Here is a 22,786-nt window from a genome sequence, read left to right on the forward strand (position 1 = left end):
TTTCTTACTGAGATTAAATCATGTTAGCCAATATGAAACGTCGCCAACTAACGTCGTCATCAATAATAGCCTCCAGCAAGGTTTCGTCTCGTCGAAGCCTAGGAGGTAAGCGTACAAGGCTGCCCGGTCAGGCCGGTATTGCGACTATTTTGATGGTGCTTCTGATCAGCCTTGCGATGACGGTAGCGGCCCTAGGGGTTGTCTATACACTGCGCGGTACGCAGGAAATGCAAGTAGCGGCACACGCGACAACACACTCGCAGGCCAGTGCTTGGGCTGGGGTAGAAGCCTTCCGCCGCTATCTATATGAAATTCATGATGAGCCAGCCACCTTAGCCGCTATTTCTGGTGCTTTAGATATGTCGATAAACTCCGTTTCGGCAAACCTTTCGGCACAGGTTGTCAGTGTCACCTCGCCAACGGATGAATTCGTAGATTCCTATTACGATGTAAAAGTGAATATCCGCAGTGAAGACGAGGCCGCCCGTTCGACCTCGGTGCTGCAAGTGGTTTATCGGGTTTCGCCATTTTTATGTAGTGGTGGCATAAGTTTGGACTCCGAGTTGGATTTCCAGCGCGACCTTAATTTAGGCGGCAGTATCACCGTTCTCGAATTCGCTGGCACCTCGGCAAGTTTCCAAGTGGATGGCTCGGTCAATATGGAAAATATTTCGGTTTCGGGTATTGATTCCATGTATGCCACTGGCGACATCGTGATCGGCAGTAACTCTAGCCTGCAGGAGCTATGGTCAAACGGCGATATTATCTTGAAGGGCGGCTCCAGTGTTGGTAAGGCGACAGCTGCGGGCGGCATCTCAATGCTCGACGGCGGTACTTCAATGGGAATCGGTTATGCCAATGACGACATTGTGCTAGATGGCTCAAGTTACGGTACCGTTAGCTCACGATCAAATATCCAAGCCTTGCGTGGCACGGCTAGTGGAGCGCTTACCGCTGGCGGTACTATTGAGCTTTCTGGAGTTAACCTTGCGGATGTAAGTGCTGTCGGCAATGTTATTGCGAAAAATGGTTTTACGCCCAGCGTAGATAATGTGTATACAGAGGCTGATTTGGTTTGTGAAGACAACACTTGGGTTGGATACACATCAGTCACTGCCGCTGGTAATGCGAGCGGCTGTGCCGCAGACCCAGATTTGTCGACCGGCCAAACCGTAAGTGTGCCGGTGATGAGCGAGATTAGCGAATTTAGCCTTTCGCAAACGCGAATCGATGCTTGGGCTTTTTTGGCTAAGGCCAACTATGTTTTTGAGCCGGATGGCAGCGCGATTAAAGTTACCGTGGCAGACGTAAGCGGCGTTACCGACGGAGTTTATTACATTGGCTCATACAATGGTGGTGCGGGTACTACCTACAACTTCCTGTGTGAAACAGTAAATGGCAGTAATGAGTGTACTTCGCCAACACCACCGAGCCAGCGCATTTGTATGGGTTACAGCGACTACAATCGCTGCCTTACATACGACAGTGGTACCGATACTTGGAATTTGGGTGCGCAAAATATGGCGCCTGGGTTAGTTTGGTTTAAGGGCAATGCACACTTGGGTAACGGGCACTTTTACAATACCTTTGCCGCTAGCGGTAATATCACAACCGACAGCGAGCACGTTACCGAAGCGATCAACTATGCCGGTTATGCGGCTATATGTGAGAGTACCTTCAGCGTTAATCCAAATAATTATTACACCAACTTAGTGCCGCTAAACTTCTGTGATACATCAAGCAACGAAATTATCTACTCACATGAAGGCAATGTTGGCTTGGTGTCCGGTGGTTATGACCCTAGCTTGGGCGGCACGGTTTTCGAGGGTGGCAGTGTTAGTCTTGGCGCATCCAGTAAAATATACGGCACCGTTTTGGCCGGTGATATGTTGACGACGGCCGGTCAAACCGAGATTCACGGTTATGTTACCGCGTCGGGTCAGGGGAGTGGTGGTGCCGGTGCATCCAATTCTCTAGGAGGGTCGACCACGATTAATTTGGAGACGCTGCCGTCGGGTTATGCTCCAACCATCGTGCCGAATATGAACTCTGCCGTTTGCAACCCGCCAGATAGTGAGGTGGTTCGCTCCTATTGGACGCGTTACTTATAAGCTAGGATGTTCAGTAGTTAATTAGTTTCGCCGTAAATTCGGTTTGAATTAAGCCCCGCTATTCGATTGTGAATAGCGGGGCTTTTTAGTTTCCATTGGTTAGCTTTTGAATCTAATTCAGGCGTTAGATTCGAGTGCGGCTAGGTATCGTATCAGTCTAAATATCGGCGCCACCATAGCCTAGTTGGCGCCATGCCTCGTAAACCATTACCGCGGCCGCATTAGATAAATTCATGCTGCGGCTTTCCACCACCATGGGAATACGCAGGACTTGCCCTGGCGGCAGGGACTCTCGTATTGCCGGTGGTAAACCGCGTGTCTCTGGCCCGAAGACAAGATAATCCCCCTCGCGAAAACGTACCTCGGAATGCATTTGGCTACCCTTGGTTGAAATTGCCCAAAGCGTTCCCGCACCTTTAGCTGCCATAAACGCATCCCAGCTTTGGTGGGATATGACGTTTTCCCATTCCGCGTAGTCTAGCCCCGCGCGGCGCAGGCGTTTGTCATCCAGCTCAAAACCAAGCGGCTCGATAAGATGTAACTGACAGCCGGTGTTGGCACATAGCCGAATGATATTGCCAGTATTGGGCGGTATTTCTGGCTGATAAAGCACGATGTTAAGCATTCTAAGGTTCCGTTTACATGAATCGGTTAAAGCATAGATCAAACCGTCATCTTCCCCCAGCGCTGTAACCTGCAAAAAGTGCATAAAAAATTACAGCTTCCAAGCGCATTTGCAGCAAGTGTCTATACTAATTGTTATCGAAGGTAAGTTGATTATAAGCGAGAGTTATGGATTGCCCCATATGTGCGTTCTCGCAAGGGGTGTTTGCAGTCAAATTTTTGAGCGGCAGATACTGCGTTCAGTACACCGAATAGCTGGGAAAGATCACACACAATGATTACGAACTGGTTTAAGCGCGGTAAGTCTTCCCGAGTGCACTTGGGGCTAGAGCTATTGCCGGGTGGGGCCGCCGTGGCGGTTTGTGAATCTAACTCCTATATCAGCGCGCTTAAAAGTGGCGCTCGTCAACCAATTAGTGGCGTTACCTCAGGTGAAGCTCGCGCCAATATCCTCGACATTAAAATATTTGATCAAGCGGCCGACGACGATCTGAGTGCGCTCATTTCCGATTGGGTAACCGAAAAGGGCTATAGCGGAGCCAGTTGCACAGTGAGCTTGCCTTCTGATGCCTACCAACTACTTTTGGTCGAAGCGCCGGATGTGCCAGAGGCCGATTTACGTCAAGCGGTGCGCTGGAGAATTAAAGATCTTATTTCAATCCCTGTCGAAAAAGCCGCGATAGATGTGTTTTTGTTGGCATCTGACGGCAGTAAAAGCGGCAAAAAAATGGCTTATGTTGTGGTCTCGGAAATGGCCAGTGTCACCAGCGCCATTGAGATGATAAACACTACGGGATTAGAACTTGAATCCATTGATATTGGTGAAATGTCGTTGCGCAATTTGCTTTATATAAAAGAGGCGAGACTAGAGGATAGTCGCGGTTTGGCAGTCGTGCGATTAACCGAAAAAACCGGAGCTGTATCGCTTTATCGCAAAGGCAATTTATACCTGTCGAGAAAATTCAGTATTAATTATGGCGCGGGGTTACTTGATGACATTCCCGTCGATAGCTTTTTGCTAGAGGTGCAGCGGTCGTTGGACTACTTTGAGCGGCAGATGGGGCAGGCGTCGCCGACAGCGGTATACCTCTGTGGCGAAAATGTTAGCGAAGACAAGGTTACGACCGAGCTTTCCCGCGGCTTAAGTGTACCGGTACGTTATCTAGATCTTGCAAATATGTTGGACTTTCCAGAGCTAACCGATCCCGGCTTGCCGCAAACCTGTGTTGCGGCGTTGGGCGCAGCCTTACGCAAAGAGGTTTTAGCGGCGTCGCGGGCGAATATTGAAGCTGCAACAAGAGGTGCGAACAATGCCGTTGCAGCAGGTTAATTTATACCTACCGGAATTACGCCCCACCCGAGAATGGATAACGGCGAATACTCTGGCCTTTGCCAGCTGCGGCGTAGTTGTAATGTTCGCGATGATCTACTTAATGTTACAGATGAATTTAAACAGCTTACAAGAGCAGGTGATCGAGCTGGAAACCCGTGGCGTTTTAGCTCAGGAAAGCGTCGAGAAGATTAAAAATAAAGCTAAGCCAGTTCGCGCCGAAAAGCTGGATCAAGAACTCATACTATTAAAACAAGCTATCCGCAGTCGCAAGCGCGTCGAACGTTTTATTGAAGGCGAAAACTTTGGTAACGAAGTTGGTTTCGCCAAGGCGATGGAGGCTATGGCCCGTGAGTCCATGCCAAGCCTATCCCTGCAACATATCTATATCGCCGAAGGCGGTGGCGTTTTGAAATTACGCGGTGAAACGTTAAAGCTAGAAGATGTGGCGATCTACATTCAGCGTTTGCAACAAAACTATGAATTTAACAAAACAAATTTTGGGGCGTTAAATATTGAAGAACAGGAAAATCGCGGGCGACATGCCTTTTCCTTGGGTTTTAAAGGTGACACTGAACGCCTAGCGCGTGGGGGTAAGCCATGAGCTTATTCGATAGCGTATCAAAGAAATGGTTAACCCTTAGCGAACGCTTTAATAACCTTGTTAAACGCGAGCGCGTATTGATCTCACTGTGTGTCCTGGCCGCCATTTACATGGGCTGGGAGTTTGGCGTTGCCGCGTCATTAGATAAAAAACGCACGGTGTTAACGAAGCGTTTTGAGGCCGCTAATCGAGATCTAACCAAGATAACAGCGGAAGAAAAAGTTCTTGTAAAAATAATGGCCAACGATCCCTCTACGGTCAAGCGACGTGAAATTTTACGTTTGAAAAAAACCTTGGAGAAAACTGAGTTAGACCTGCAAAAACTATCTGTTGGTTTACTTCCTGCCGAGAAACTTTCCCAGCTTTTACAGGACGTTTTACGTGAAAGTTCCGCATTGCAACTGAGAGCTTTGCATACACACCTTCCCGAAAAAGTAACACTCAATACCGGTGTGGAAAATACTAGCGAAGACGATGGCAGCGTAGCCAATGATTCGCCGGAGGGCGACCAACCTGTAGTGGAAGATGCCGGAGTTTACAAACACGCGGTTACTGTAAGTTTAACCGGGTCTTACTTTGATATTGTTACTTATTTGAAATCCTTAGAGGATTTGAACTGGACGCTTTACTGGCAATATATAGATTACAAGGTTGATGGCTATCCAAATGCTACTGTGACATTGCAGGTTTATACGCTCTCCACCGAGAAGGGGGCTTTCAGTGCATAGAGTTGTTAAATATTTTAAGCCTTATTGTTTTTTGTTAGTCGCCGTTGCCGTGATGTTTAGCCATTCTCTATTCGCGCAGGCTGCGGATGTTAATGATGAACATGGCACTATTAATAGTGCCAACCTTGGTAGTGAAAGTACTAGCAATAAACTGCTAGTCACGGAAACACTGCGAGACCCTACTCAGCCATTACATTTTCGGCAGGGGAAAAAATCCGCGTTGCCATCGCTTACCTTGCAAGCCGTTATTCAGCGCAACGGAAAATCTCAGGCCGTTATTAATGGCGTTGTGGTCGGTGTTGGCAGCCGTTTAGGCACAGCGACGATTTTAGCAATTGAAGCAAAATCTGTTACCTATGAAAGAGGCGGGAAAGTGGCTAGTTTGCGACTACGCCCATCCGTCGTTACTAAACGTTAGGACTATTATGAAAACCAAACGCACCTATCGCGGTATTTTTAATCGAGTTGTCGAGCAGCGTGACATGCGATCAGAGGGTAACACTGAGAATCAGTGGTTGGCTCGTGTTGGAAAGTCAATTTTAGTATGTTGCGCGCTTGTCATTTCCTCGTGCGCGAGCGTCCCACAGGAAAAGACCTTGGTTGAAACCACCATGGAGTCATTGTTTGCAGAGAGTAAAAACGCGAATCATACCGGTGCGGCGGCGTCCGCCAGCGGTGCGTCGGCGGTTCCAGCTGAAGTTTCGGCGGCATTAATGAACAATGCACAAACCAATAATCGATATACGCAATCGTCAAACGAATCTTTGCGGTTTGATATTTCTGTAAACCAGGTACCTGCGCGTACTTTTTTCTTAAGTCTTGTTGCCGATTCGGGGGTGAACGTTGTCGCTCACCCAGAAGTCGACGGGGTTATATCGCTAGAGCTTAACAATGTAACTGTGCGGGAAACATTAGACGTAACCCGAGATGTTTACGGCTATGAATATAAATTCCAAAGCGGCATCTATACGATATACCCGCGAAAAATCCGCACAGAAATATTTCCGATAAATTATCTGGATGTAAAGCGTGTGGGCGTTACCGACACGGGGGTCTCCATCGGTAAAATTAGTTCTAGTTCACGCGATTCTGGCAGTGGATCAAATTCCGGTGGCGGCCAGCAATCCGATAGTAGCGGTTCGAATCTACTCGGTTATATGGATAACAAGGGCTCTAACTCCAATTCTGGCAACCAGTCCGGAGGCCAATCGGGCAGTAAGATTACCGCAGGAGCTCGCGTGCAAACTCTTAGCCGTACAGATTTTTGGGGTTCTCTGCAGGAAACACTAATGGCGATTGTTGGCGGTGATGGCGACGGCCGAATGGTTATGACTAATCCTCAGGCCGGTATGGTCGTAGTCAAAGCTCTACCCAATGAGATAAGTGCCGTACGTGATTTTCTGACGCGTTCAGAACTCAGTATTAAACGTCAGGTAATTTTGGAAACTAAAATTTTAGAAGTTACCCTTAGTGATGGCTATCAGGCTGGAATTGATTGGGGCGCAATTGGCGGCAGTTTAGGCGCTACTCAAACAACTACTGGCTTCGGCGACTTTGCCGATGTGATTGGTCAAGGGCAGGGTGTGAGTGAAGTTCTATTTCAGTCGGTGTTTAATGTTGCCGATATTACTCAGCTGCTAAACCTACTCGAAACTCAGGGCCATGTGCAGGTACTTTCCAGCCCGCGTATTTCTACTGTGAACAATCAAAAGGCGATTATTCGCGTGGGCTCAGATGAGTTTTTTGTAACGGGTCTTTCCAATAGCACTACCACCAGCGCTTCTTCGATTCAAAGTCAGCCAGAAATTGAATTTGCTTCGTTTTTTAGCGGCATCGCCTTAGATGTTACTCCTCAAATTGCAGAAGATGGTGAAGTGATTATTCACGTGCACCCGATTGTGAGTAAAGTCGAAGACCAGCTTAAAGAAATTAATGTCGGTGATGACTTGTTTTCACTGCCCTTGGCATTGCGTGACATTCGTGAATCCGACAGCGTGGTGCGGGCTAAAAATGGTCAGGTGGTTGTGCTTGGCGGTTTAATGCAAGAGCGTACAGTCGACAACGCGGGAAAGCGCCCGTTTCTCGCCAGTGTTCCCGGTTTAAATGTTTTGTTTAAAACGCGGGAGAAGCGACGCTTAAAAACCGAATTGGTGATTCTGATGCGACCAATCGTTGTCGACGATAATACTTGGACGGAGGAGCTGGAGCGCGGGTCGTTTAACTTCAATAGCATTTCTGACGATTATCGACGCCGTGCCGATTAGAGGGCCTATGTATCAACAGCATTTTGGGCTGATAGAATCGCCGTTCTCCCTAACGCCTGATACCCAGTTTTTTCTGAACCAGCAGAGCCATCGCGATGCTTTAAATACCATGCTGGTTGCACTGCAACACTGCGAAGGGTTTATCAAAGTGGTGGGCGAAGTCGGCACCGGAAAAACACTACTCTGCCGCATTCTACTTTCACGTCTAAAACATAATTTTGTCACCGTCTATATTCCCAACCCTTACCTAACGCCAGAAGAATTAAAAGCCGTAGTCGCACAAGAGATAGGTGCAAGTTATCAACGCGATATGCCAGCTCACGATTTGATGTCGTCGATTTATCGTGCGCTGGTTAAGCTGGCACGCAAAGGTAAGCAAGTGGTGTTGTTAGTGGACGAGGCACAAGCGATGCCGCGCGATACTATTGAATGTCTACGCCTATTAACAAATTTAGAAACCGAAAAACGAAAATTACTGCAGGTGGTCATTCTTGGGCAGCCGGAGCTGGATACATTATTGGCGCGCCCAGATTTACGCCAACTAAAGCAGCGCATTATTTTTTCCGAAACCCTTAAGCCTTTTACTGTGGTAGGAGCTAGTGAGTATGTTGTGCACCGTATTGTTTCCGCGGGCGGACAAAAAAATCTATTTAGTCGCCGTGCCTTGTGGTTAATTGCGCGGGGTTCCGGCGGCATTCCACGCCTAATCAATATTATTGCCCATAAAGCGTTAATCTCGGCGTACGGGCGAGGTGATCGCCGGGTTAATATTGTGCATGTCGCAAAAGCTATTTCGGATACTTCAGAATCTAATTGGTTTGGCAAACTTATCGCTTGGTATTGCCGTGTCTTGAGTGTCGCGGCAAGTCCAGCATTGCGTACTCATGCGGTTCTTCCCCTGATGGCACTGGCGAGTTTTCTAGGTAATCTGCTATGAGCCTTATTAACGATATGTTGCGGGATCTGGACGAGAGAAATTCCGGCGATGGCGGGAGAGCCATTAATACGCAACAGCTAGCCAGTGAGATCGCAACTAGTGGTGAGGGCGCCGGCGGTGCACGAGCCGATTTGTCTGAAATTAAGCCCGCTAAAAAAAGCCCGCCACGTTGGCTAGCAAGTGTTTTTATTATCGCTATGGCGGGAACGGTGGGATGGTATCTAAAGGATAACGTTAACAGCGCTAGCTTGGAAAAAACGCGCGGGGTTGCCAGTATTGAGCCTAACGAAGTGCGTGTTGATAGGGTCGCGAATATTGACACTAGTACAGCGGTTGACCCTAGAGCTAATCCCGCGCTTGAGGAGGCACTTGAGAATGAGGGATCTATAGATAAAACCGTCCTTCCAGAAGCTGCGCAAATTGAGCAAAGTGCGGCGCAGGTTACCACTTCGGTTTTAGAGCCTGTTCCAGAAAAATTAAATGCCGATGTGATTGCCGCACTTACCCTAGCAGAAGATCGCTTTGCGCGGTTACGGCTAACGCGTCCCGAGCATGATAGCGCCCAATATTATTATCGTGCGGCGCTGGCGGTAGAGCCAGATAATAGACGAGCGCTGGCTGGCCTAGAAAAAATAGCGGGCTACTACAGCGACAGCTTGCGCGATGCCGCGAAGACTGACGATGCAAAAAGGCTTGCCATACAGTTGCAGCGAGCTCAGCGCGCAGGTGTAGATGCCGCTACCCTAGAAGAATATAAACAGCAGTTGACACTATTAGAAGATGTTCAAGCCAAAGAAATAAATCATCAACCGCAATTTGCAGATGCGTCTGAACAACAAATACCGCTGGTAGAACCCTATGCTTCCGAGGCCAAGGATTCGACTCGCCTTCATATTGAACAAACCGATGTGACGCAAGATAGAAGTGCGGCTTCGCAAGCAAAAGTATTATTAAAACGCGGCGAAACTGTCGCAGCAGAAGCGCTGCTGCGCAAGCTGATCGAACAACACCCGAATGCGCAAGAGAGCAACCTCGCTCTGTTCGATTTGTTGATCGCACAAAATCGAATTCAAGAGAGTGAGCGTTTAACCGCATCATTATCCAGCGATCGATTTTTAAGTAGCTACCTAAATGCCCGCTTGTGGGAGCGCGAAAGAAAGCCGTTGCTAGCAATAGATGCCTTAGCGAGTTTAACTTTAGACCAACTAAAAGTCATGATGAACAATGGCGGACTTTCGGTTGAATTGTTTGAGCGCCATCAATCTTTACTGGCAGCGATCTATCAGCAAACAGCACAGCACCTGTTAGCGGTTGAAAAATATCAAATGCTGCTACAGAACAATTCTAGGAACAGCGCCTATTGGTTGGGCTATGCCGTGTCAAGCGATGCGTTACAGCACAGTCACAATGCCTTAAAGGCCTTTGAAATGGTGGCAAATTCGCGCACTTTAAGTGATGTTGTTGTTGATTATGCGCGCCAGCGAGTCGCAAGCCTAAAACCTATAGTGGCCGCAAAAACCAATGATTTAGTGTTGGAGCATTAATCGCCAATGAGTAATGAGAAAAAACGTATCCGCCTTGGTGACCTGTTAGTTGCTCAGCAGCTAATTAGCCAGGAGCAACTCGAGAGCGCTCTAAACGCTCAGCGCACCACCGGCTTAAAGTTGGGTAAGCAGCTGATCGAAATGGGGTATGTGGAAGAAAACACCCTATTGTCGCTGCTGTCGGGTCAGCTGGATATTCCTTTTGTTGAGTTAAAACAATTTCGCTTCGATCGCGAACTTGTACAGAGTTTACCGGAGAGTTTAGCGCGTCGTTATCGCGTTATGATTTTACGTTCTGACAGCGACGGTCTGTTGCTCGGTATGGCGGACCCTACTGATATTTTTGGTTTGGATGAGTTACAGCGCATACTTGATAAACCTTTAAAAACAGCCGTTGTGCGCGAGTCTGAACTTCTCGATATTCTCGATATGGCCTATTCGCGCGAGAGTGAAATTGCCTCGCTGGCGGAACAACTCGATGAAGAACTCGAAGCCGACTCGGTAGACCTATCCGATATTATTACCGATGCCACCGATAACGATGCGCCAGTTGTAAAGCTACTGCAAAAAATATTCGAGGAGGCGATCAACACCAAAGCATCGGATATTCACATCGAACCAGACGAAACAGTATTACGCATTCGCAAGCGAATTGATGGTGTTTTGGTCGAACAGGTGATGAACGAGAAACGTATCGCCAGCGCGCTGATTGTACGATTAAAGTTAATGTCGAATTTAGATATCGCGGAAAAACGTATGCCCCAAGACGGACGCTTCCATCTCAAGGTGAGCGGCCGCAGTATTGATGTGCGTTTGTCGACTATGCCGGTGCAATTTGGCGAATCGGTAGTTATGCGTATTCTTGATCATACCGACGGCGTGCGCTCGCTTGACCAAGTAGGAATGCCGCCAATATACATTAAGCGGTTCCGCAATATTATTACTCGGCCACACGGTTTGATTTTGGTTACTGGTCCTACCGGTAGTGGTAAAACTACTACCTTGTACGGGGCACTGTCGGAGCTGAATACTCCCGAGAAAAAAATCATTACCGTTGAAGATCCTGTTGAATATCGTTTGCCGCGTATTAGCCAAGTTCAGGTTCACGAAAAAATAGGGTTGAATTTTGGTACGGTGTTGCGGGCCACATTGCGTCAAGATCCAGATATTCTTTTAGTTGGTGAGATTCGCGATGCTGAATCTGCGGAAATTGCCTTGCGTGCGGCAATGACTGGTCACATGGTTCTTTCCACCTTGCACACCAACGATGCCGTTACTTCGGCGCTGCGCTTAATTGATATGGGAGTGGACTCTTATTTAGTTGCCTCCAGTTTGAAAGCGATTGTTGCCCAGCGTCTAGTTAGAAAAATATGTGAAAGTTGCTCTCAGCCACACGAACTCACCCCACAGGAAAAAACCTTTATAAATAGTTTGCGGCGCAGCCCATCCGAGGCACCCATGAATTTTCGTCAGGGGCAGGGTTGCTCGCATTGCTATAACACTGGTTATCGCGGTCGGATTGGTGTGTTTGAATTGCTGGAACTTAATACGCCCATGGCTAATGCCCTGCGCGATAACAACGTGCGTGAGTTTAATGATGCCGCCCATAGCGACCCACATTATCGCCCGCTAAGTGCAAGCGCACTGGAATTTGCGCTACAGGGTATTACAAGCCTTGAAGAGGTGTTGCGCGTATCGGCACAAATAGAAGACGAAAGCTTGGCTGAAATAACCCAGCCACCCACAAATATGAACTACTAATTAAAATAGATCCTTATTTTAAGGGTCGTGGTTAAACCGCTATGCCGCAATTTAAATTTGAGGGCCGCTCAACCCAAGGGCAGCCGATAACTGGAGAGGTAACGGCCGCGTCTACTGATTTGGCAGCAGCGCAGTTGCTCGGTCGTGGTGTAACGCCCATATCGATTGTCGAAGTCTCTATAGGTGCTTCGTCGTTAAAACAGATAAACAAATTGCTGGGCGCGGAAAAAGTTCGCGTCGTTGATTTGGTAATGTTTTGTCGGCAAATGTATACCATTACCAAAGCGGGAATCCCGCTAACTCGAGGTATGCGCGGATTGGCGGCGGGCATTCGTCATGAGCACCTTCGTGATGTGCTAAATGATATTGCCGACAAACTTGAAGCGGGAACCAACTTGTCGCGTGCGATGCACCATCACCCTAAAATATTTGATAGCTTGTTTGTCAGTATGATTAACGTGGGAGAAACTAGTGGTCAGTTAGATGAGACCTTTAAGCAAATGGGATTTTATCTTGAGCGGGATGAAGAAACGCGAAAACGTGTTAAGCAGGCTTTGCGCTACCCCTCATTTGTTATTGGAGCCTTGTTGATCGCTTTGTTGATCGTAAACTTTTACGTTATCCCTCCATTTGCGTTGATGTTTTCGGAGTTCGGCGCCGACCTGCCGATAGTGACCAAAATTCTTATTGCTACGTCCAATTTTGTGGTCAATTTTTGGTACTACATAATTGTAGGTTCTATTGTTGGTATTGGTGCGGCTATTTACTATCTGCGTACCGAGACCGGTGCAATGATGTGGGGGCAACGAAAGTTAGGCTTGCCGATTGTTGGCGATTTAATAGAGCGAGCATCGATGGCACGTTACTCAAGAAGTTTTGGTTTGATGCTTAAGTCGGGTGTGCCCATTACGCAGTCGCTAAATCTTTGTGCCTCGGCTATTGATAACCCATTTTTAGCAAAGAAAATTCGCAGTATTCGCCAAGGTGTAGAACGAGGTGAGGGGCTGTTAAGAACCCACTTACAGGCGAATATGTTTTCACCTCTAGTATTGCAAATGATTGCTGTGGGAGAGGAGAGTGGTCAGGTAGAGGTATTGCTAACTGAAGTTGCCGAATTTTATGAGCGCGAAGTCGACTACGATTTAAAAAACCTTACCGATAAAATTGAGCCCATTCTAATTGTTATAATGGCAGGATTTGTTTTAGTGCTGGCGCTTGGAATATTTTTGCCGCTCTGGAGCATGTACGATGTGCAAACAGGACAGTAACGCGCCGCTTAAAAACCGTGGGTTCAGTTTGTTTGAAATGCTGGTCGTGATGATTGTGATCAGTATTTTGGTCTATATGAGTTTCGACTATTATTTATCGACAATCGAAAACTCCAAACATTCAGTTATAAAGTTCCAGGCCGGTACATTTGCCAGAACGGTTGAAAACCTCTCAGGCGAAGCGACGCTGCGCAATACCGATTATGTGGTTACGGGTATTGCTAGAGTCTATATGAACCAATTTGGCTGGCCGGCGTCTTCGGATACGACTAGCTCCCTAAGCGCTTACAATCAAACGCCTGAAGAGTGTCAAAAACTGTGGCGCGCAATGTTTTCAAACCCTCCTTCAACGACGATTAATACAACCGATTCGTCACTTCACAACATTGATTACAAAATATATTCAATAAACGGTCGAATTTGCCGATATGAATTACTAAGAAAGCAGGAAGGACGCTATTTCTTTGACTATGATTTAGTTACGGGAAGTGTGACGGTTTCGATTCCTGATTAAGTGAAAATGACTACAAAAATGACGCATAAGCGTCGTAAATACGACATTTTTTCTTGCGGGAATAGGATTGTTTTTGGGCGCGTCGGTTTGCTGGCGCTTTGGCAAGGTTGCCAGCCAGTCTACTGAACGAGACGGTTTGTTGAGGCGCCTTTCGACGCTTGCAATCAAAACAATCTAAAAAAGTAATTTATTAAATTTGGCAGTTTTAAGTAATATTAATTGGAGAGTATTTTATGGTTAAGCAACAATCGGGTTTTACTTTAATCGAGCTGATTGCGGTGTTGGTAATCTTAGGTATTTTGGCGGCGACGGCAGTCCCTAAATTTATTAATTTGTCTGACGAGGCCGCTCAGGCTGCAGTCAATAGTATTGCCGGTAGTATTGAAAGTGGTGCAGCACTTAACCACGCGGTTGATATTGCGCGTGAGGCGGGTCTAACAACGGATACCATCGTGACTGTTGCTACCTGCGCCGATACGGTCAACCTGTTGTCTAAAGCGTTACCGACGAAGTATGCCGTTTACGCGCCAGATAATGCCGCATCAGCTTCAGCTAGCGCGGGTTCATCCGTTGCGGTTGGCGATAAAGAAACGGAGGTGTGTCGTTTGTTCGATACCACTACGGATTACTACGCCGACTTTGCTGCAATTGGCGCCGCGCCTTAACGTTTAATAGCTAAAAGGAAGTTTGTAATCGATATTGATGTACACCGAGTTATCCGCTTAGCTCGATGTACATCAAAAGCATGTACTACCTCTAGCCAATAATGTAGATTAAGCCGAAAAGGTGAGTGCAGGTTAGTTAATGAAATCTGAACACGGTTTTTCGTTAATCGAATTGGTGACAGTTATGGTTCTTATTGGAATCCTTGCTGGCGCCGTTATAGGCTCTTCGGTACCTAGTTCTAGCTTGCAGCTTCAGTCGAGCCGCGACACCATCGTCGCGGTTTTTAATTCTGCTCAGCAGCTGGCAATGAACCGCGCTAACGCGGTGCGTTTAATCACGGCATCTAATAGTGTCGATATCCGAATTGACAGTAATGACGACGGCGATTTTTCTGCAGCCGAAAGTATTGCCTATGCTGGAATACAATACCCCTTATCCTTACCATCCACACATACCTTGACGGCAGTCGATTTTGACTTCGATCGTCTCGGTCATACTAGTTCGACTACGCTAGTGCTTAGTCAGGGAGCAAATGTTGTTTCTCTAGAGGTTAGTGGTGCAGGGTATATTCGATAGCGCTCTCTTTGTAAATCCCCGATAACTAAAAATTCGATACGTAAGAACCTATTTCCTGAACATTGCGTTATGAAACGATTTGGCTTTATATCGTCCATAGTTTCGCAATTCTCCCGGTTTTGTTCGTTTCGCTATTTTCTAGCCATTTTAATTCTCCTGTTAGTGACTGCACCTGTCTAGTCAGACCTCCTTTTGTCTGCAAACTGCTTATGGGTAGTGCAATCTTAAACTTGTGAAGTGCTACACTCTTATATAGACATAACTTTTGTTTGGTTATCGGTTCAAGGATCGATGCCAGCGATTTTTCTAGCGCTAAATTATAAAGTGTTCCCCCTATGCCATCCGCACTTCAGCCTAACAAGCCCGACTCTGGCGTTACCCTAATCGAGACGATTGTCTTCTTGGTGGTAATCGCGATTGCATTGACCGGTTTGATGATGGTATTCAACGAAAGTGTTACTAAATCCGTAGACCCTGTTGTGCGTATTCGTGCTTTGGAGTTGGGGCAGGGGCAGTTGGATGAGGTTATGTCGCGTAAGTTTGACGAAAATACACCGACGGGAGGTATCCCGCATTGCGGTGCTGTTAGCGGTGTCGCCTGCTTGGGAATAACAGCCGATTCAGGTTTTGATGATGTTGGTGATTACGATGGTTTCAGCCGCACAGTGGACGGTTATAGCTTGACCGTTAGTGTTTCCGAGGCCGGCGATGATCTGGGGTTGAGTGCGGCAGAAGCGAGATTGGTTCAGGTTGTGGTTACCATGCCCGGCGGTGATAGTTTACAGCTCGCCGCTTACCGAGCCAATTTTTAGTATGTTCTCGCCAAAGGCAAAAAGATCCCGTATCCAGCCCTTGTACATGAGCTTGGGTTTTACCTTGATCGAACTCATTTCGGTCATGGTGATTCTTGGAATTATTGCGACCATAGGAACCCGTTTTGTAGTGACCACGGTCGATAGCTACGCGGCAACCGAAAAGCGTGCAAAATTAACAGCACGCGGACGAGTCGTGGTAGAACAAATTACTCGCCAATTGCGTTTGGCTGTGCCCTATAGTTTACGGCTGAGCAGTAGCGGTAATTGTTTGGAATTTATGCCCGGTGTTGCTGGCGGTGCTTACCTCGAACGGGTAGCTGACGAAACGCTGCCTGGGTCCGCCGCCACGTCTTCAATAACGACTGCGCCGTTTAGTGTTGGTTTGGGCGCACCGACTTACTTGATTATTGGTGCTATGTCTAACTCGGATATTTACGCTCCTGCAGGTAATGCCCTCGTCGATATTAATTCAATAACCTACGGTGCAACGAACACTATAAATTTTTCAGCGCCGCACAGATTTGAACGCAACTCCATTAACCAGCGATTTTTTATCGGCGATTCGCCAAAGCGTTTTTGTTTTAGTGGCGGTCAAATTCTTGAATATGGTAGTTACGGACTTTTAAGTGCTGCAGTTGATGATTCCAATCCCGGTGGAAGCAGTCTAGTCATGGCTGAAAACGTTACCACTAACTCAACTTTTTTTTCGATCTCGCCCGGAAGCGAAGATAGAAACGTCGCGGTTAGTTTAGACTTTACGCTTACAGAGCGAGGTCAGGTAGTAACAATGAATAACACGGTGTTACTTCACAATGTTCCCTAGTTTTATTGAGCCGAAATCGAAAATTTCACAGGGTGGGTTTTTATTGCCCTTGGTGATTTTTTTGTTGGTGGGTGTGTCAATGCTTGCTATTGCTATTAGCCGTGTATCGAGTTTTTCTGGCGCTAGCTCAAGTGCCGAGGGCTTGTCTGTTCAAGCGTTGTTTGCATCAGAATCCGGCTTGCAGTGGGGTATGAACCAATTATTTTTTCAGCAGACTAGCCGTATAGCGGTAGATGCAAATTGTACGACATTAGAAAATAGCGGCGCTGGACAGACATTAACCTATAGTGTCGATGGCCTGAGCAGCTGTACAACACAAATTAATTGCTCTATTTCCACTCAGGGTGCAACTAGCTATTACACACTCGAAAGTTCATCGACTTGTGGCGGCGGTAACCTACTGGGCCAGCGGCGATTACAAATATTGGCGAAAATGCAATGAGATGCGGCTTAACAATATTTAATGTGGTGAAGCAGAGCAAAAAGTCGGTATTCGTGCGCGACGTTATTTTCCTACGTTTTTTGGTATTGCTAGCGTCTGTCTCATTAAAGTTTTTTGTTGTTTTTTTAGGGCTATTAGGTGCTGAAAATCTTTATGCTCAGTCGTGTAGCGAAGTTTTTTCTGATGGTGCGTCTGGTGTAGGAACTGGAAGTTCGGTTACCCTCAATGGCGGTTCTTATATCTATAATAGCCCTGATAATGTTTTAAATACCGGCGGAATTACCTATAACGGCGACCCATCGAGCAATGTTGTTTGCGATGGTGTTGCCTGTGGGCAAGATAGCCCGGTATCTGCTGGGCTGACATGGACAAGCTTTCCCGGTGGGTCGTATATAAGTGCAAGTACGGCTACCTATACCTTAGCGCCAGGGGATTACGGGGGATTTGCCTACTATTACAGTTATGGAATTTTATATCTTTCCCCTGGTACCTATACTTTTTCCGGTGATTTTACCATGGGGTATGAAACTGACTTGGTGATTACCTCACCTGGAACCGTACGAATTTATGTGTCTGGTAATGTTAGTTTTCAAAACTATAACCAAGTTAACTATGGTTCTACCGGACGGTATCTTTCTGTGTACTCCGGCGGAAATTTTACGCTTGGGACCGGTGGCCGTTTTCAGGGTATTACCTATTCAAAATCAGGACTAACGCTTTCCAATGACACTATCTATCGCGGCGCTGTTTCATCAGAAGGAAACATTACTTTAAATTATGGCACCTCGCTGTATTTTGATGAGCCATCCGTGTCGGGTGGCGATTTTTCTGAAGTGTGCAGCGTTGGTGGGTCGCCCGCAATCGATCATTTTGTGATTGATGTAGGCTCTGGCAGTGGCAGTACCTGTGTTCCGTCTGAAATTACCATTAGCGTAGAAGACGCAACGAACACGGTGCTTACGGACTACACCGGTACGATTGATATCACAACATCTTCCGCTAATGGCGATTGGAGTAAAACCGCAACCGCCGCCGATGCCTTGGGTGATTTGACTCCAGGCAGTGGCGACAGCGGTGCAGCGACCTATAGCTTTGACGCTAGTGAGGCTGACGCGGGCGTTATCAGTTTAAATTTAGCCAACTCGCACGCAGAGAGTCTAACCATTACCTTGAGTGATTCGGCGGCGGGCGTGACCACCACGTCAACGACGCTTAGCTTTAGTGAGAACGCTTTTGTGGTGACCGCGACGGATAGTCTCGGCGATGATGTTGTGGCGGGTCGTGACCATGATTTTCTCGTGCAAATGATGCGTGAAGACCCGACTACCGGCGCATGTTCGCCTGCGTCGGAGTACGATCAGTCCTCGGTAAAAGTTTGGTTGACGCGTGCCGCTAGCGACCCGAATGGTGCTGCGCCTGTTGTGACAAATGCGACCTCTTCGGCGTCGGTTAGTTTACCGAACACTGTCCCCGCAAGTAATAATTTCACCTTGCCGTTTATTGATGGCGAGGCATCCTTTTCGCTCGAGACGAGTGATGTGGGCCGTTATCGAATCGAATTTTTGGACGATAGTTCGGGGTTTTCGAGTAGCGATATTACTGGCTTTAGTAATACTTTTGTTACTCGTCCGTTTGGCTTTTATTTACAGGTTACCGGCAACCCTGCGGCGACCAGCGCAACTGAGGCGGTATTTACATCGGCGGGGACTAACTTTTCCGTTACCGCTGTCGCCGTGGGCTGGCAGACGGGGGACGATGCGAATAACGATGGTGTTGCCGATGGCCACAACGACACAGACCCCGCCAGTCGTGCGAATCTTGCCGATAATAGTTCTTTGCCAAGCTATGGCCAAGAAAGCCCAGCAGAAACGCTACAGCTAAGCGCAAGCTTGATCGCACCGAGCGGTGGCGTATCCGCGGGGCTTGAAGATGGCGATGCGAGCGCTGCCGATGGACGAAGTTTAACGACGTTCACTTCGGGCAGTGCTTCTACCTCCAATGTTTATTTTAACGAAGTTGGTATTATTGAAATTAGTGGTGTGGTAGGAGATGGCGATTACCTTGATACGGGAACAAGTTTTACCGCTCGAAGCCAAGGGCGAAGTGGATATGTTGGGCGGTTTACCCCGGCGTACTTCGCTATAGATTCGGCTAGTGTTGACGCTGCTTGTGTCCTCGGGGGGTTCAATTATTTGGGTGAGCAATTTGGCGTCAGCTTTAACGTGTCGGCCTACAGTAGCCGCAATACCATCACCCAAAATTATAACGCGGCGTTTGCGCGTTTCAGTCCTGTCGATAGTCTCGGTAGTGAAGATTACGGCGCTATAGATGCCGCTGTGCCAACTGCGCTTACGAGTCGTTTGTTTGGAATTTCCAGCAGTTATAATTGGGCGGCGGGTGTGGGGAGTGTTGTAACAACGGCAGCCCTTGCGCGCACTACCGGCCCCGATGGGCCATTTACACAGGTCAACTTGGGGGTCTCGCTCAGCGATGCCGACAGCGTTAGCTTGCGGACGAGTGATTTCGACATAGATACCGATAACGATTCGACTCTGGATAAGGTTTTACTTGGCCAGTCTGAATTTATTTATGGGCGGTTGCGTTTAAGTGACGCCTTCGGGCCGGAGACCGCTGAGCTGCCGGTGGCCTTTTATACGGAAGAATGGAACGGCAGCTATTGGACTCAGCACCAAGCGGATTCCTGTACTGAAATTGTGCGCTCGGCGGTGACTTATCCTAGCGGAACTATCGATATTGATGGCAACCGCACGGTGCCACTAGGTAGCGCGTCGACTACGGGTAATTATAGTGGTTTAACCGCGACAACAATTACATTTGATTCGGGCGATGCGGGGCACTTTTTTAGCGCGCCGAATAGCGCTACGGGCAGCTTTTCCGTAGAGGTTGATCTTTCGGCTTACCCTTGGCTGCAATTTGATTGGGACGGTGACGGTAGCGATGAAGCGAGTTTGCCAACTGCGACTTTTACCTTTGGTAGCTACCGCGGCCATGACCGTGTTATCTATTGGCAGGAGGTGCTCAACTAGGCACTTCCGTCGCAAATCATTACATATTGATCCAGCTGTTTAGCGCTTGCATCTTGAACACGCTGGATTTGTACTTTAATAAAATCCCGTCGGCTAAAATCATTTCTAAGATTAAGTCACTCGCGACGCGGTCGCCTTTTTTAAAGCGCGAGCCGTTAATGGTAACGGTACTTCGCCCATTTTCTACATAGTTGTGTTCAGAATAGTTAAGCGTGGGTATTGTTGTTTGTTCGCTCCAACTTAAGCTCCTAATGTCGCCAATCTCGGTAAAGTCGGCGATAGTTGGTTCGATCTTAACATTCGGCTCGGCGCTTGGCTTAGCTGCTGCGGGATCAAACGGTCGAGCCGGAATATTTGACTGCGCTACGGATTGTGCCGCGGCCGGAGTTGGCTTTAATGTCGGGGCTGGCGTTGGAGCGGGCGTGGCTGCCAATGTCGGCAGTGGCGTTGCCACGGCGGCAGGCTTCGCCGGTTGTTCGTAAAGTGAGGCGACGTCTGAACTTTTTATCACGGCTTGTGGTTCCGGCTTTTTCGCCACCACAATCTTTTTCGCGGCGGGTGTTGGTGCAACCGTTGTTGGTGCTGGCGCTGTCGGGCTATTTACCGCTGAATTCAGCGTTGGATCGATAGCGGTGCCAATATTGGTGTCGACAGCAGCAATTTCGTTGGTGCTCAAAATAGCGGTTTGTTGCTCTGGCTTTTTAATAGCGACAAAAATACCAATGGCGACTAATAGCAAGCCAATCAGCAGTGCCATTAATATCACCACCAATTTTGAATTGCTGTTGTGGACCGCCTCGATGGGGTGATGTTGGCTGTCGATCCCCGGCGTTTGTTGGTTGCTGCGGCGTTCGCGGTCGGCTTTGTTTAATGCATCAAGAATCAATGACATGGGCGTAGCTTGTGTCTCTGTTGGTTAGTCGAGAATGTTTAAGGTGTAATCTATCCCCAGAACTTCGTTCAGCTTCATTAGGGTTTGCTCCCCTAGAATGCCGTCGTCCGTAAGGCCGTAGTTACGCTGAAAAATTTTAATACGTTCTTGCAGGGTAGCGTTAAGTTCGTTGCGGGTGAGGGGCTTTTCCCGTTGATCTAATTGGGCAAAACTTTGTGCGACCCACTTTACGGTATCGCTACGCTGGCCGAGGGTGAGCGGTTCTAGGTAGCCTTCTGGGCGATGCCAGAGGTAAAACGTTTTGCCTGTCCACATATGGCCAAGCTCCATCAGGGGTGTTAGTACCAAAACGCCTTGAGGGGTTAGCAACTGCGCTTGTGTTTGGCTCATGCCGGTAATAATTGCATGGGTTATAAATTTATCGGGAGTTGTCAGCTCGAGAACCGCAGGGCGGTTAAGGTCACGGAGGCTGTCCCAAGTGGCAAGCTCTAGTGTTTTACACTGAATGCGCTCGCGGGTTAACTCCCAGCAGGGATGGGTATCGGACGAAACATCATGACCAAGATAGCGAACGAGGTCGGCTTGCGCCTCGCTATAGTTATCTTGGCGGTATTCAAACAGCGAGCCTAATCGCTTTTGCGTACTCGGTGCGGTACGAGCGCTGGCGATTAACTGGCTACGAAGGTTTTCGCTTTCTACCTTGACGATAGGTGTTGGCAAGGGGGTAGGCTGGGTCGGTGCAATCTCGGTATTCTGCTGTTCGCGACTAAGTGTTGCTGTGGTCTGTGTGCTATTTCCGGTTGCGGGTAGGTTGGGGCGAAAGAATAATAGGTTTATGAGTAGCGCTACAACGAAAACTGCAGCAACGGCGGCACCGCCGATAGCAATGGGCCGCCAGTTGATAGCTTTACGGCGCGACGGCAAGTAGTCCATGCTGCCGGCAACTTCAGAGCGGGCAAGCTCGAAAATATCTTTACTGATTTCTTGGGTATTGTGTCCGTAGGCGCCGATTAAAGTACGCTCGCAGACAATGTTGATTAGCCTTGGAATGCCACCGGTAAAGGTGTGAATTTTTCGTATGATTTGGTGGGTATAAAGTTTGCGTCCCTCGGGCATTCCGGCGACTTCTAAACGGTGATTTATATAGGCTTCGGTTTCTTCTAGGGTTAGCGGCGTAAGATGAAAGCGAGCGGTGATACGCTGTGACAGTTGACGCAAGCGTGGTTGCGCTAGCAGTTCATTAATCTCCGGTTGGCCGACTAAAATAATTTGCAAAAGTTTTTGGGTGGTTGTTTCGAGATTCGTCAGCAGGCGAATTTGTTCCAGCGCCTCAGGCGATAGTAGCTGAGCTTCATCGATGAGTAACACCGTATTGTGACCGCGCCGGTGATTGTCGAGCAGGTATTCGTGCAGGGCGTCGGTTAGTGATTTGATATTGGTGGTGTCGTTAAGGTATTTAGCCCCAAGTTCATCGCAAATGGTACATAGCATATCGACGACATCGGCCATTGGATTTAACACGATAGCGATGTCGGTATTTTCGGGAAGCTGTTCCAGTAAACAGCGAATAATGGTGGTTTTACCTGTACCTACTTCACCAGACAGCAAAACAAAGCCGCCGCCTTTTACGCCGTATAACAAGTGGGCTAGGGCTTCTTTGTGTTGTTGGCTCATATAAAGGTAGCGGGGATTCACCGCTATTGAGAAAGCCTGTTCTTTTAACCCGAAATAATTGTGATACATGGTTCTGCTATGCTAATAGGTTATTGTTATGGTTATGCCTAATGGGGGTTTTTCAACCGCGCTGGCATGATACCGCGTTTTTATAGTGGCGACTATT

Annotated in this window: 20 protein-coding genes; 17 read left to right on the forward strand and 3 right to left on the reverse strand. The window is 47.9% G+C overall.

The window, feature by feature from the left end; translation table 11 throughout:
- Positions 1–20 precede the first annotated feature (20 nt).
- Entirely contained in the window at positions 21–2,111 is a 2,091-nt protein-coding gene (locus IDZ20_RS05015) for a hypothetical protein (protein WP_188150334.1), read from the forward strand.
- 157 nt (positions 2,112–2,268) lie between these two features.
- Here IDZ20_RS05015 and trmL read toward each other — a convergent pair whose 3' ends face one another.
- Positions 2,269–2,736, reverse strand: coding sequence for a tRNA (uridine(34)/cytosine(34)/5-carboxymethylaminomethyluridine(34)-2'-O)-methyltransferase TrmL (gene trmL / locus IDZ20_RS05020; RefSeq protein WP_188150335.1), 468 nt, complete (start codon positions 2,734–2,736; stop codon positions 2,269–2,271).
- 273 nt (positions 2,737–3,009) lie between these two features.
- On the opposite strand from trmL, the gene IDZ20_RS05025 reads away from it, so the two are divergent.
- The 16 genes from IDZ20_RS05025 to IDZ20_RS05100 all read left to right on the forward strand — a co-directional run bounded on the left by IDZ20_RS05025 (position 3,010) and on the right by IDZ20_RS05100 (position 20,054).
- The gene (locus IDZ20_RS05025) at positions 3,010–4,065 is read left to right on the forward strand and encodes a type IV pilus biogenesis protein PilM (RefSeq protein WP_188150336.1); all 1,056 of its coding nucleotides are present in this window, start codon (positions 3,010–3,012) and stop codon (positions 4,063–4,065) included.
- Positions 4,046–4,669 (forward strand): MSHA biogenesis protein MshI, encoded by a 624-nt coding sequence (locus IDZ20_RS05030; protein WP_188150337.1) that lies wholly within the window; start codon positions 4,046–4,048, stop codon positions 4,667–4,669. The genes IDZ20_RS05025 and IDZ20_RS05030 overlap by 20 nt, the downstream gene beginning before the upstream one ends.
- Positions 4,666–5,397, forward strand: coding sequence for a hypothetical protein (locus IDZ20_RS05035; protein ID WP_188150338.1), 732 nt, complete (start codon positions 4,666–4,668; stop codon positions 5,395–5,397). The genes IDZ20_RS05030 and IDZ20_RS05035 overlap by 4 nt, the downstream gene beginning before the upstream one ends.
- Positions 5,390–5,815: a hypothetical protein gene (locus IDZ20_RS05040; protein WP_188150339.1), complete on the forward strand. Its 426-nt coding sequence runs from the start codon at positions 5,390–5,392 to the stop codon at positions 5,813–5,815. Before IDZ20_RS05035 ends, IDZ20_RS05040 begins: the two co-directional genes overlap by 8 nt.
- A gap of 7 nt (positions 5,816–5,822) precedes the next feature.
- A complete protein-coding gene (mshL, locus tag IDZ20_RS05045) occupies positions 5,823–7,661 on the forward strand; it encodes a pilus (MSHA type) biogenesis protein MshL (RefSeq protein ID WP_245792125.1) in 1,839 nt (612 codons plus the stop codon).
- 7 nt (positions 7,662–7,668) lie between these two features.
- Entirely contained in the window at positions 7,669–8,598 is a 930-nt protein-coding gene (locus IDZ20_RS05050; RefSeq protein ID WP_188150340.1) for an ExeA family protein, read from the forward strand.
- Positions 8,595–10,142 carry a tetratricopeptide repeat protein gene (locus tag IDZ20_RS05055; protein WP_188150341.1) on the forward strand — a complete coding sequence of 516 codons (1,548 nt, stop codon included), beginning with the start codon at positions 8,595–8,597 and terminating at the stop codon, positions 10,140–10,142. Before IDZ20_RS05050 ends, IDZ20_RS05055 begins: the two co-directional genes overlap by 4 nt.
- A gap of 6 nt (positions 10,143–10,148) precedes the next feature.
- A complete protein-coding gene (locus tag IDZ20_RS05060) occupies positions 10,149–11,903 on the forward strand; it encodes a GspE/PulE family protein (protein ID WP_188150342.1) in 1,755 nt (584 codons plus the stop codon).
- 41 nt (positions 11,904–11,944) lie between these two features.
- Positions 11,945–13,171 (forward strand): type II secretion system F family protein, encoded by a 1,227-nt coding sequence (locus IDZ20_RS05065; protein WP_188150343.1) that lies wholly within the window; start codon positions 11,945–11,947, stop codon positions 13,169–13,171.
- Positions 13,152–13,685 carry a type II secretion system protein gene (locus IDZ20_RS05070; RefSeq protein ID WP_188150344.1) on the forward strand — a complete coding sequence of 178 codons (534 nt, stop codon included), beginning with the start codon at positions 13,152–13,154 and terminating at the stop codon, positions 13,683–13,685. The genes IDZ20_RS05065 and IDZ20_RS05070 overlap by 20 nt, the downstream gene beginning before the upstream one ends.
- Positions 13,686–13,918: 233 nt before the next feature.
- The gene (locus IDZ20_RS05075) at positions 13,919–14,350 is read left to right on the forward strand and encodes a type II secretion system protein (RefSeq protein WP_188150345.1); all 432 of its coding nucleotides are present in this window, start codon (positions 13,919–13,921) and stop codon (positions 14,348–14,350) included.
- Positions 14,351–14,489: 139 nt separating this feature from the next.
- The gene (locus IDZ20_RS05080; protein ID WP_188150346.1) at positions 14,490–14,927 is read left to right on the forward strand and encodes a pilus assembly FimT family protein; all 438 of its coding nucleotides are present in this window, start codon (positions 14,490–14,492) and stop codon (positions 14,925–14,927) included.
- 335 nt (positions 14,928–15,262) lie between these two features.
- Complete coding sequence (locus IDZ20_RS05085; protein ID WP_188150347.1) at positions 15,263–15,739, forward strand: type IV pilus modification PilV family protein; 477 nt, start codon at positions 15,263–15,265, stop codon at positions 15,737–15,739.
- Between the two features lie 46 nt (positions 15,740–15,785).
- Complete coding sequence (locus tag IDZ20_RS05090; protein ID WP_188150348.1) at positions 15,786–16,565, forward strand: PulJ/GspJ family protein; 780 nt, start codon at positions 15,786–15,788, stop codon at positions 16,563–16,565.
- Positions 16,555–17,007, forward strand: a complete 453-nt coding sequence (locus IDZ20_RS05095; RefSeq protein ID WP_188150349.1) for a hypothetical protein — start codon at positions 16,555–16,557, stop codon at positions 17,005–17,007. Before IDZ20_RS05090 ends, IDZ20_RS05095 begins: the two co-directional genes overlap by 11 nt.
- Positions 17,004–20,054: a DUF6701 domain-containing protein gene (locus IDZ20_RS05100; RefSeq protein WP_188150350.1), complete on the forward strand. Its 3,051-nt coding sequence runs from the start codon at positions 17,004–17,006 to the stop codon at positions 20,052–20,054. Before IDZ20_RS05095 ends, IDZ20_RS05100 begins: the two co-directional genes overlap by 4 nt.
- A gap of 19 nt (positions 20,055–20,073) precedes the next feature.
- Here the strand turns inward: IDZ20_RS05100 and IDZ20_RS05105 are convergent, their stop codons facing one another.
- Positions 20,074–20,946, reverse strand: a complete 873-nt coding sequence (locus tag IDZ20_RS05105; protein WP_188150351.1) for a general secretion pathway protein GspB — start codon at positions 20,944–20,946, stop codon at positions 20,074–20,076.
- Between the two features lie 24 nt (positions 20,947–20,970).
- Entirely contained in the window at positions 20,971–22,689 is a 1,719-nt protein-coding gene (locus tag IDZ20_RS05110) for an ExeA family protein (protein ID WP_188150352.1), read from the reverse strand.
- Between the last annotated feature and the right edge of the window lie 97 nt (positions 22,690–22,786).

Origin of the sequence: Teredinibacter waterburyi (genome assembly GCF_001922985.1) — a bacterium.
GTDB lineage: Bacteria > Pseudomonadota > Gammaproteobacteria > Pseudomonadales > Cellvibrionaceae > Teredinibacter > Teredinibacter waterburyi.